Annotated in this window: 10 protein-coding genes; 2 read left to right on the top strand and 8 right to left on the bottom strand. The window is 74.0% G+C overall.

Translation table 11 applies throughout. From position 1 onward, the window contains the following. Window positions 1-133 precede the first annotated feature (133 nt). From AB0B58_RS41950 to AB0B58_RS41930, 5 genes are read right to left on the bottom strand one after another with little or no spacing between them, the layout of a single operon-like run. Complete coding sequence (locus tag AB0B58_RS41950) at window positions 134-736, bottom strand: hypothetical protein (RefSeq protein WP_360236889.1); 603 nt, start codon at window positions 734-736, stop codon at window positions 134-136. Then, window positions 733-2055 carry a hypothetical protein gene (locus AB0B58_RS41945; RefSeq protein ID WP_360236886.1) on the bottom strand — a complete coding sequence of 441 codons (1323 nt, stop codon included), beginning with the start codon at window positions 2053-2055 and terminating at the stop codon, window positions 733-735. The genes AB0B58_RS41950 and AB0B58_RS41945 overlap by 4 nt, the downstream gene beginning before the upstream one ends. Beyond that, window positions 2052-2852 carry an ABC transporter ATP-binding protein gene (locus AB0B58_RS41940; RefSeq protein WP_360236883.1) on the bottom strand — a complete coding sequence of 267 codons (801 nt, stop codon included), beginning with the start codon at window positions 2850-2852 and terminating at the stop codon, window positions 2052-2054. Before AB0B58_RS41940 ends, AB0B58_RS41945 begins: the two co-directional genes overlap by 4 nt. A 41-nt stretch (window positions 2853-2893) precedes the next feature. Next, window positions 2894-3697: a hypothetical protein gene (locus tag AB0B58_RS41935; protein ID WP_360236880.1), complete on the bottom strand. Its 804-nt coding sequence runs from the start codon at window positions 3695-3697 to the stop codon at window positions 2894-2896. Further along, a complete protein-coding gene (locus AB0B58_RS41930; protein WP_360236877.1) occupies window positions 3694-4245 on the bottom strand; it encodes a sigma-70 family RNA polymerase sigma factor in 552 nt (183 codons plus the stop codon). The genes AB0B58_RS41935 and AB0B58_RS41930 overlap by 4 nt, the downstream gene beginning before the upstream one ends. A 305-nt stretch (window positions 4246-4550) precedes the next feature. Between AB0B58_RS41930 and AB0B58_RS41925 the strand changes: the two genes are divergently transcribed. Further along, complete coding sequence (locus AB0B58_RS41925) at window positions 4551-6149, top strand: diguanylate cyclase (RefSeq protein ID WP_360236874.1); 1599 nt, start codon at window positions 4551-4553, stop codon at window positions 6147-6149. A 76-nt stretch (window positions 6150-6225) separates the two neighbouring features. Here AB0B58_RS41925 and AB0B58_RS41920 read toward each other — a convergent pair whose 3' ends face one another. From AB0B58_RS41920 to AB0B58_RS41910, 3 genes are read right to left on the bottom strand one after another with little or no spacing between them, the layout of a single operon-like run. Continuing rightward, window positions 6226-7101 carry an ABC transporter ATP-binding protein gene (locus tag AB0B58_RS41920; RefSeq protein WP_360236871.1) on the bottom strand — a complete coding sequence of 292 codons (876 nt, stop codon included), beginning with the start codon at window positions 7099-7101 and terminating at the stop codon, window positions 6226-6228. Window positions 7102-7111: 10 nt separating this feature from the next. Continuing rightward, complete coding sequence (locus AB0B58_RS41915) at window positions 7112-8152, bottom strand: iron chelate uptake ABC transporter family permease subunit (protein WP_360236868.1); 1041 nt, start codon at window positions 8150-8152, stop codon at window positions 7112-7114. Continuing rightward, complete coding sequence (locus AB0B58_RS41910) at window positions 8149-9219, bottom strand: iron chelate uptake ABC transporter family permease subunit (protein WP_360236865.1); 1071 nt, start codon at window positions 9217-9219, stop codon at window positions 8149-8151. Before AB0B58_RS41910 ends, AB0B58_RS41915 begins: the two co-directional genes overlap by 4 nt. A 97-nt stretch (window positions 9220-9316) precedes the next feature. Between AB0B58_RS41910 and AB0B58_RS41905 the strand changes: the two genes are divergently transcribed. After that, entirely contained in the window at window positions 9317-10369 is a 1053-nt protein-coding gene (locus tag AB0B58_RS41905) for an iron-siderophore ABC transporter substrate-binding protein (protein WP_360236862.1), read from the top strand. The last annotated feature ends 313 nt before the right edge of the window (window positions 10370-10682 follow it).

Raw genomic sequence — 10682 nt, 5'->3', positions numbered from 1 at the left:
GCACCTGAACATGCCGGGCGTACTGGCGCAGGTGAACAGCATCCTGGCCGAGCACAGCGTCAACGTCGAGGGCCAGCTGCTGAGCACCCGCGGGCCACCGCGGTGGCCGGGCCCCCCGGCCGGAAATGCCTGCCTACAGGGCGGCCTCGGCGGGCGCGGGCCGGGCCGGCCCGCCCAGTGCGTAAGCGGCCAGCCCGCCGATCGCGAGCAGCGCCGCCGTCACCGCCGCGGCCTTGTTGTCCGGAGCCTGCGACTGCCAGGTCAGGATCTGTCCGGTGGCCCGTTCCGGTTGCGGGAACACGATCGCTGCGAGGGTCCAGCCCAGCGGCAGGAACCAGGATCGGGCCGTGCCGATCGTCGCGGCGCCGAGGGCGGTCAGCCCCAGCAGGCCGGCCGCGTCGCGGATCACCAGCCCGGCCGGGCCGAACCGGGCGCCGGTCGCCAGGGTGGCCATCAGCAGCACGAGCACGACGGCCAGGGCGACCAACAGGTGCGCCGCGCGTCGCGGCGGCCAGGACACGGCGGCCGTGCGTTCCAGGGTGTCGTCGGGGCCGGCGAGGGTGGCCGTGCCCGCCGCGACCAGCAGCAGAACGGTCAGGATGACCATGGCGGCGCCCACGTCGCGGCTGTCCGAGAACACCGACCACAGTGTCCACATCAGCGCCGCGATGCCGCCGGCGGCGGCCAGGGCCACCGGCACCCGCCGGGAGCGCAGATACAGCGTCAGCCACCTCATCGGGCGCTCCTGCTCAACAGCCCGTCGACGTCCTCACAGGCCAGGGCGGCCCGGCGCACCGCCGCCACGCGGGCCGCCGCCTCGTCCTCGGGCAGTTGCCGCAGGCCCTGCCACAGCGTCACGGCGGCGGCGTTCACCTCGGCCGGTTCGTCGGAGTGCTCCGCCACCGGCTCCTCGCCCGTCAGCCAGGCCCCGGCCGCGCGGGCGACGTCGGTGCTCGGGGCCTCCTGGCAGCCGCGCGTGTTCGCGCCCGCGGCGTACACCATCTCGGGGATGATCCTGGCGCCCGAAGCGAGGTGACCGGCGCTGTCGACGCGGACGGGGATCAGCACGGTGTCGGCGCGCCGGGTCGGCGACGTGTCCGGGTAGAAGGTGGTGGTGTCCTCGTGCGCCTGTGTCGGCGCGTCCGGCAGCTTCGCCAGCATCGTCATGGCCCGCCGGGCCGACGGGACCACCTCGGGCAGCAGTCCGGCGTGGACGCGGCTGACGCAGACGCGGGGGCTGCCCTCGGCACACACCTGCTCCTGTGCGACCGGATCCACCGGGTGCGAGACGAACTCGTCGTCGCGGGGAACGACCGTCATCGCCAGCGCGGCGCCGAGCACCGCGGGCAGTAGCGCCACCAGGCGGGTACGCCATCCGTCGGAGGCGAGCAGCGCCGCCGCGGTGACGGCGAGCGCGGCCAGCCAGATGGCCTGCGCGGCGCTGACCCGGCCGTACACGGTCTGGTAGTCGGTGTACTGGCCCATGCCGTACATGGGCGAGAAGACCAGGGCCAGCCACTCCGTGCGACGGACCGCGACCGGAATGACCATGAGCAGCCCGATGCCCGCCACCGCCAGCGCCGGCGCGGTCACCAGGGACGGCATCAGCCGTCCGATCGCCAGGCCCAGCCAGGCCGCCGCGACCAGCGCCAGGGCGCCGACGGCGGCGACGGCGACGGCGGCCGCCGGCAGGTAGCGGGCTGTGCCGGCGATCCACGGCGCGCCCGCAGCCACCATCGTCAGGTAGGCGCACACCACCGCGATACCCATGGCGCCGAGGGTCGGCACCATCCGCTGTGCCCGCGGCCGGGCCGTGCTGGCGAACAGCTCCGCCACGTTCGAACGGTGCTCGCGCCGCGCCTGCCAGGCGCCGGCGGCCAGCGCCAGCGGCCACAGCAGCACCAGATACTCCCGCTGGATCATGGCAAGGGGCATCCAGCCGGCGGACCACCGTTCCGGGGCGGCGTACAGAATCGCGGCGCCGACCAGCAGGAGGAGCAGCGCCGTGCCGGCCGCGGAGGAGCGGCGCAGTTCGATGCCGAGGATGCGGCTCATCGGCCCGCCTCCGAGCGGTGCCGGCGCAGCAGCGCCGAGTAGCCGCGCTCGGCCGGGCTGTCGCCGGCGTCGCCCGCGCCACCTTGCGCTATCAGCGTGTCGGGCGTGCCCCGGTGCACGAGCCGGCCCTCGTTGATCAGGACGACGTCGGTGCACGCCGCCGTCACGTCCTCCACCAGGTGGGTGGAGACCAGGACGCAGCAGTCGACGCCGAGATCACGCAGCAGCTCGCGGAAGTCCAGGCGCTGCTCGGGATCGAGGCCGACGGTGGGCTCGTCGAGCAGCAGCAACTCCGGGTCGTTCACGATCGCCTGCGCGATGCCGGCCCGGCGCAGCATGCCGCCCGACAGGGTCTTCATCCGGGCGTCGGCCTTGGCGGTGAGGCCCACCCGGTCGATCGCCCGCTGTACCGCGCCCGGCACGGCGGTCCGGGGCATCTCCTTGAGCCAGGCCATGTACTCCACGAACTCGCGCACCGTGAAGCGCGGGTAGAACCCGAACTGCTGCGGCAGGTAGCCCAGGCCGCGGCGCACCCGCCGCAGGTCGGCGCGCCCGTCGACCCGCTCGCCGAGTAGCGCCAGCCGTCCGCCGTCGGGCTTGACCACGGTGGCCAGCGCGCGCATCAGCGTGGACTTGCCGGCGCCGTTCGGCCCGAGCAGGCCGTGTACGCCGGTGCCGAACGCCAGGTCGAGCCCGTCGACGGCCAGGTGCCGGCCGGCGCGCACGCGCAGCCCTTCGGCGTGTACGGCCCAGGGGTGGGTGGTGGGAGCCGTTTCGGCCGCGCTCACCGTACGCATCAGCGAATCCTTTGTTTGCGGGAACGTGCGGGGTGTCGTTGTCATCTGTGGCTCGGCAGCCGTCGGTAGGCGTCGGCGCGGCTCGCCGCGAGGGCGGCCAGCGCCACGGTGACCAGCGCCCAGACCGGGACGCTGCCCGGCCGCAGCACCGCCGGCAGGTGCGTGGTGGCGACGCTGGGCAGCACCACCGCGGCCGCCCAGAGCGCCCCGAGGCCCACCGCGGCACGCCGCACGCCGCACACGGTGCCCAGCGCGATGGTGGCGGCGGTGAACGCGAGGCACGGCAGCAGCATCAGCGCCAGCGACGCCCCCGTACCGGCGCCCGCCAGGGCGAGTGCGGGCACGAGGACGGCCAGCACGCCCGCTGCGCGCCGCAGCAGCATCGTCATGCCGGCCGCGGGGGTGCCGGCGATCAGCTCCCACGCCGGGTCGGCGCGGCGGCTCCAGGCGACCGCCACCGCGGGCAGCGGAGCCACCGGCGCGAGCAGCAGCACCAGCGACGGCAGGTCCGGGCGGACCATCTCGAGCAGGTACGCGCAGCCCAGCACCGCCACCGTCATCGTGAGCCAGGGCAGCAGCGTCCAGACCATCCATCGCCGCCGCAGGGCCGACCAGGCGCCGTGTACGGGTACCGGTGCCGGCCCGGCGGCGATGCCCCGGTCCAGCCCGGCGGCGACCAGGTCGAGCAGCGCGCGGGTGTCGTCGGTGGCGGTGCCGGCCAGCCGGGCCCGGCAGTCCGGGCAGCCCTCGAGGTGCAGCTCCACGGACCAGACGGTGGCGTCGTCGAGGCCGGCGCCACCCTCGGCGTAGCGGGTGATCACCGCGAGGTTCGGGTGGGTGGTCATGACAGCGCCTCCCGCAGGGCGATCCGGGCCCGCCGCGCGCGGGACTTGACGGTGCCCTCCGGCACGCTGAGCAGCAGGGACGTCTCCCGTACGGAGAGCCCGTCGAGCACCATGGCGCGCAGCACCTGCCGCAGTTCCGGCGGCAGCACGAGCAGCGCCTGCTCCAGTTCCTGGCCGACGCGCCCGGCCATCACCTCGTCCTCGGCGGCGGGCGCGACGGTCTCGGCGAGCGGCACCGCCGGCACCTGCGCGTGCCGGGCCCGCCGCCGGAAGGCGTCGATCAGGCGGTTGGCGGCGATGGTCCACAGCCAGCCCACCGCGCTGCCGGAGGCGGCCGAGCCGGCGAAGCTGCCCGCCGAGCGCCAGACCGCCAGATAGGTCTCCTGCAACACGTCGGCGACCACGTCGTCATCGGCGCACCGGCGGCGCAGCCGCACGGCGAGCCACGGCGACGTGCGCCGGTACAGCTCGTCGAACGCCCGCCGGTCGCCGGTGGCGGTGCGGCGCACGAGTTCTTCCTCGTCGGCCGAGTCCAAGGTTCGTCTCACACCTGGCAAGACGACCCACCTCCCGTCACGGATCTCCCTCAGCAGTGATCCGCGTCACTTTCCGGGGTCTGCGGCGGCGGGCGAGGCCTGGCGCAGCCCTGGAACGGGCAACCCCGGCGGCCGTGAGGTCCGCGAGGCCGGCACACGTTACCCCGGGCCCGCCGCCGAGTCACCGCAGGCCAGGGGCGCCGCCGGGCGCCGGAGACCCTGCGCCGTCAACGTGCCGCTGATCTCCGTTCGGCCGGCTAATCGGGCGATCCGCGGGGCCGATGGGAAAGGCGGTAAGGGAAGAGCGGGGTGGACCGATGGACGGTAGCGCGCTGGATGCCAAGGCGTTGTCCGATGCACTGCTGAAGGTGGAGGAGGAGTTCGTCTCCGACGCCGCGGCCGCCTACGAGACCGCGGTCGAGCTGGAACGGCAGGCCACGGCGCTCGGCGACGAGGGCCTGGTCATGCGCGCCCGGCTCTGCCGGGCGCGGATGTGCGTGCGTACCGGGGAGATCGCGGGGATCGCCCGGGAGATCTACGACGTACAGCAGTGGGCCGCCGGGCACGGCGACCGCCTGCTGGAGGCCCGCGCCCACGCGGCGTGCGCGTCCGTGCACCAGTACTCCGGGGACGCGGCCAAGCGCCTGGAACACTCGCTGAGCGCGGTGGAGGTGCTGGACGAGACCGCCACCATGTTCACCCAGATCTGGCATCGCGCCAGGCTGGGCGACGCGCTGGCCGAGACCGGCGCGATGGACGCGGCGCGGCTGCGTTACCGGCAGGCGGAGGAGCTGGCCCAGCGAACCCAGCAGTGGGAGCTGCTGCGGATCCTGCTCAACAACTGGGCCTACTACGAGCACGAGCGCGGCGACCTCGCGGAGGCCCGCGAGATCATCGGCCGGATGATCGAGCTCGCCGACGCGCACGGCCTCGAGCTCGACCCGCCGACCCTGCACACGGTCGGCGAGGTACAGGCCGCCAACGGCGAATACGCCGAGGCTGAGCAGACGATGCTGACCTGCATCGCCCGGTACGACGCCGGATTCGTCGAGCACGTCGCCGACCTGGCCAGCTACCAGCTCACTCTGGCCCGCGCCCGGCGCGGCCTCGGCGACACCGGCCGCGCCCAGGAGAGCCTGGACGCCTGCCGTGAGCAGTGCGCCGAGCTCGAACTGCACGCCCTGCTGGTGCAGGTGCACGAGGAGCAGGCCGACCTGCACGCCGCCCGCGGTGACCACGCCGCGGCGTTCGCCGCGCTGAAGGACGGCGTCGCCGCGCGGGAGAGCCTGCGCTCGCAGGAACGGGAGGCGCAGGCACAGACCCGGCAGGCGATGTTCGAGACCACCGAGGCCCGCGAGCAGGCCGAGCAGTACCGCGAGCAGGCCCGCCGCGACCCGCTGACCGGGCTGCGTAACCGCCGCTACGTCGACGAGGAACTGCCCGCCCTGATCGCCAAGGACCCCCGCCTGAGCCTGGCCGTCGCCGACATCGACCACTTCAAACGGATCAACGACCAGCTCTCACACGACACCGGCGACCAGGTCCTCGTCCAGGTCGCCAAGCTCCTGGAAACCGGCCTGGCCGCGGTCGCACCGCGCGGGTTCGTCGCCCGCCTCGGCGGCGAGGAGTTCCTGCTCGTGCTGCCCGTCACCCCGGTCTCCGCCGCGACCACCACCCTCGACGGCATCCGGCAGGCCGTCGGCGCGCACCGCTGGCACGACCTCACCGGCGACCTGCCCGTCACCGTCAGCATCGGCGTGGCCGCGGTCAGCGAGAACTCGCCACCGACCCAGGCCGCGACGCTGTCCACCGCCGACCGCAACCTTTACGCCGCCAAACGCCAGGGACGCGACCGCGTGGTCGCGGGCACGCCGCGGGAGCGCCTCCCTCGCGCCTACCGCGACCGCGCGAGGTGACCCGAGGTTCGGAGCCGGCCTGCCGCGCGGCGGCGGGGGAGAGCCGACGACACGCCGACGGCCTACCGGACGGCGTTCATCCGGTGGGAGAGGTACAGCCGGGGCTGACGGCCACGTCCGCGGAGGCCCGCGCGGCCGGCGCCGCCGCGCCGTCGCCACGGCGGCGGTGCCGGCCGGCGGGTACGACCATCGGGGTGCCGGTCTCGGGGTCGGCGATCACGCGGCACGGCATGGCGAACACGGTTTCGACGAGCCCGGCCGTCATCACGTCCGCGGGCGCGCCCTGTGCGATCACCCGGCCGGCGCGCATGACGATGAGCTCGGTGGCGTAGCGGCAGGCGTGGTTGAGGTCGTGCAGCACCGCGACGATGGTGCGGCCCTGCTCGTGCAGTTCGGCGCAGAGGTCGAGGACCTCGAACTGGTGTGACAGGTCGAGGAAGGTGGTCGGCTCGTCGAGCAGCAGGATGGGCGTCTGCTGCGCCAGGGCCATGGCCAGCCACACCCGCTGGCGCTGGCCGCCGGAGAGTTCGTCGACGAAGCGGTCGGCCAGGTCGGCGACCTCGGTCATCCGCATCGCCTCGGACACCGCCGCCTCGTCCTGCCGTGACCACTGGCGCATCAGCCGCTGGTGCGCGAACCGTCCCCGGGCGACCAACTCCTCCACGACGATGCCGCCGGGCACGACGGGGGACTGCGGGAGCATGCCGAGCTGCTTGGCGATGTGCTTCGACGGATAGGAGGCGATCGCGTTGCCGTCGAGATGCACCGCACCGGCCTGCGGCTTCAGCACCCGCGCCAGGGCGCGCAGCAGGGTCGACTTGCCGCAGGCGTTGGGGCCGACGATGACGGTGAAGGAACCGTCGGCGATCCGCACGTCGAGGTTCTCGGCGACCACCCTGCGGTCGTAGGCGAGGGTGAGGGCGGTTGCCTCGAGGCGGGCGTCGTCGGTCATGGGTCGTTCCTCATCCTCGGGTGCGTCGTTCGCGGAACAGCAGCCAGGTCAGGTAGACGCCGCCGAGGGCGGCGGTGACGACGCCGACCGGGACGTCGTTGCCCGGCAGCGCGTGCTGCCCGGCCCAGTCGCCCGCGGTGAGCAGCGCGGCGCCCATCGCGGCGCTCGGCAGGATCCCGGCGTTCGGTGAGCGGGCCAGCCGGGCGGCGAGCGGCGGCGCGGCGAGGGCGACGAAGGCGATCGGGCCCGCCGCCGCGGTCGCGCCGGCGGACAGGCCGACGGCGGCGAGCGCGAGCACGGCCCGGCTGCGCCCCACCGGTACGCCGTGCAGGACGGCGATGTCGTCGCCGAGCGCGAGCATGTTCAGGTGCCGCCCGTAGTGCAGCACCACGGGTAGCAGGACGGCGACGGCCGCGGCGACCAGGAGGACCTCGGTCCAGCCGCGGCCGTTGACGCTGCCGAGGAGCCAGACCTGCGCGGCGAGCGCGTCCTCCACCCGGCCGCGGTAGATCAGGTAGGAGTTCGCGGCCTCCAGCAGCGCGGACACGCCGATGCCCATGAGCACGAGCCGGAACGGCTGCATGCCACGGCGGAACGCCAGCAGGTAGATCGCCACCGAGGAGAGCAGGCAGCCGATGATCGCGCCGGCGGCGACCTGGATACCGCCGCCGTCGAGGATCAGCATGACCACGAGCGCGCCGGTCGCCGCGCCGACGGTCAGGCCGACGAAGTCGGGGCTGCCGAGGGGGTTTCGGGTGAGGCCCTGGAAGACGTTGCCACTCGCGCCCAGCGCGGCGCCGACGAGCAGCGTGGTCAGCACCCGCGGCAGCCGCAGCTCGTAGACGATGAAGTCGGTGCCCACGTCGCCCCGGCCGGCGAGGCTGCGGAGCACGTCCGCGAGGGGTATGGCGAAGTCGCCGCTGTACAGGTTGACCAGCGCCACGGCCAGCGCGGCGAGCGACAGCGCGGCGCCGGCGAGCAGGGCGCGCACGTGCAGGCGCACGGAGAGGCCGCCGGCGCGGAGCACGATCCGGGGGCCGTGTGCGCTCACAGGACGCTCAGCCGGCGCCGGCGGCACAGCGCGATGAACAGCGGCGCGCCGAGGAAGGCGGTGACCACCCCGACCGGCAGCTCGGCCGGCGCGACCAGCACCCGGCCCAGCACATCGGAACCGAGCAGCAGGGCCGGGCCGAGGACCAGGGAGTAGGCGAGGATCCAGCGGTGGTCGGAGCCGGCGACCAGGCGCGCGGCGTACGGGACGGCGAGGCCGAGGAAGAAGATCGGCCCGCACGCGGCGGTCGCCGCGCCGCAGAGCAGGGTGACCGTGAGGATGCCGAGCGCCCGGATCCGGCCCGGGTGCGCGCCCAGCGACGTCGCGGACTCGTCGCCCATGCCGAGGGCGTTCAGCTGTCGCCCGAGGGCGAGCGCCAGCAGGATGCCGGCCAGCAGGAAGGGCATCACCTGCATGATGGTGGCGGTCTCGCGGTCGGACAGGGAGCCGACGTCCCAGTGCCGGTACCGGTCGAACGCCTCGCGGCGGGTGACCAGGACGGCCCACACGATCGCGCCGAGCACCGAGGTGAGCGAGACGCCGGCCAGGATCTGGCGCTCGGGCGTGTGCGCACCGCCGGAGCCGCCGAGGGCGAACACCGCGGCCGAGGTGAGCGCCGCGCCGGCGAACGCGAACCAGACGTAGCCGGTGGCGTTCGCGACGCCGAGGAACGCGACGGCGAGCACGACGCCGGTCGAGGCGCCGAGGCTGACGCCGAGCAGGCCGGGCTCGGCGAGGGGGTTGCGGGTGAGCGCCTGCATGACGGTGCCGGCCAGGCCGAGCGCGGCGCCGACGCCGATGCCGAGCAGGGTGCGCGGCAGGCGCAGCTGGTGGACGATCACCGACTCCGGCGAACCGTCCTCATGCCAGAGAACCCGCCAGACCGTGCCGAGGTCGACGTTGCGGCTGCCGATCGCGACGCTCAACGCCACCGCGGCGACGAGGACGGCGATGCCGGCGGCGAGGCCGATCCAGCGGCGCCCGGATCGGGAGGCCGGCCGGCGTCGCGGCCGGTCCGGCGGGCCCGTCCGCTGCGCCGGGCGTACGCCGGTGGTGCCCTGGGTCAACGCGATCCATCCATCCCGCTCGTCTGGTTAGGCAAGGCTAACCTACACTCTCGTCCGAGGTCGCCGACCCGGGGCCTCGTAAGCGAAGGGATCAGCCGTGCGGCTATTCACGATCCGGCGGACCGCCATGTTGGCGGCGGCCGGACTCACACTCTTTGTCGGCGCCTGCGGCCCGAACTCGGAGCCGGCCGAGAGCGGCGGCGGCAGCAGCGCGGCGGCCGCGGCCACGGGCTTCCCGGTCGCTCTGCCGCACAAGTACGGGACCACGACGGTCGGCGCGGAGCCGAAGCGAATCGTGACCGTCGGCCTGGTCGAGCAGGACGCCCTGCTCGCGCTCGGGGTCGTGCCGACCGCGACCACCGAGTGGTTCGGCGGCAAGCCCGGCGCGATCTGGCCCTGGGCCGAGGCGGCCCTCGGCGGCGCGGCGAAGCCGCAGGTGCTCACGAACACCGACGGCATCCAGTTCGAGAAAGTCGCGGCCCTGCGTCCCGATCTGATCCTCGCGGTCTACTCAGGCCTGTCCTCCAGCGACTACGCGACGCTGTCGAAGATCGCGCCGACCGTGGCGCAGCCGAAGGACGTCGTCGACTACGGCGTCAGCTGGCAGGACCTCACGCGTACGGCCGGGTCGGCCGTCGGCCGTAAGGCGCGGGCCGACAAGCTCGTCGCCGACGTCGAGGCCCGCTTCGCGGCCGTCCGCAAGGAGCACCCCGAGTTCGCGGGCGCGACCGGCCTGATGGCCACCACGTGGGAGGGCTACTACGTGTACGGCCCGCAGGACTCCCGCGGCCGTTTCCTCACCGACCTGGGCTTCAAGCTGCCCGACGGTCTCGCCGAGGTGACCGGCAAGGAGTTCGGGGCGAACCTGAGCAAGGAGCGCACGGATCTGCTCGACACCGGCGCGCTGATCTGGCTGGTCGACAAGTACGCGCCGGACAAGGCGAAGGTGCAGGCCGACCCGCTCTACGCCAAGCTCAAGGTCAAGACCGAGGGCCGCGACATCTACCTGGAGAACGAGGAACTCCTCGGCGCGGCCACGTCGTTCGTCTCCGTGCTGAGCCTGCCGCTTCTGCTGGACAAGCTCGTGCCGCAGCTCGCCGCCGCCGCGGACGGCAACCCGGCCACGGCCGTGCAGCGCGCCGCCGCCTGATCCGGGTGCCGGGCCCCGCCAGGCCCGGCACCCACCCCGCTGTGTCCGGTACCACCCGGATGGCGAGGTTTTTCGGCGCCGAAATCCTCAAGTCGTGGTGTTCAGACCGTTCGCAACTCGGCGGCACCTGTTCGGGACCGGGGGGTGCACCGCGCGGAACGGAATCTCTTCTCATGCCCGGCCGATGAACGGCTGGAACATGCGGGGGGAAACCACAAAGTGCGTCGGATCAAGTTGCAGAAGTCGATGACCGTCCTGGCCGCTATCGCGATGGGTGCTGGTACCGCTCTGGCCGGTGCGACCGCCGCCACGG

Origin of the sequence: Actinoplanes sp. NPDC049118, from assembly GCF_040648555.1 — a bacterium.
Taxonomy (GTDB): domain Bacteria; phylum Actinomycetota; class Actinomycetes; order Mycobacteriales; family Micromonosporaceae; genus Actinoplanes.
This window is presented reverse-complemented; position numbering and strand designations above follow the sequence as displayed.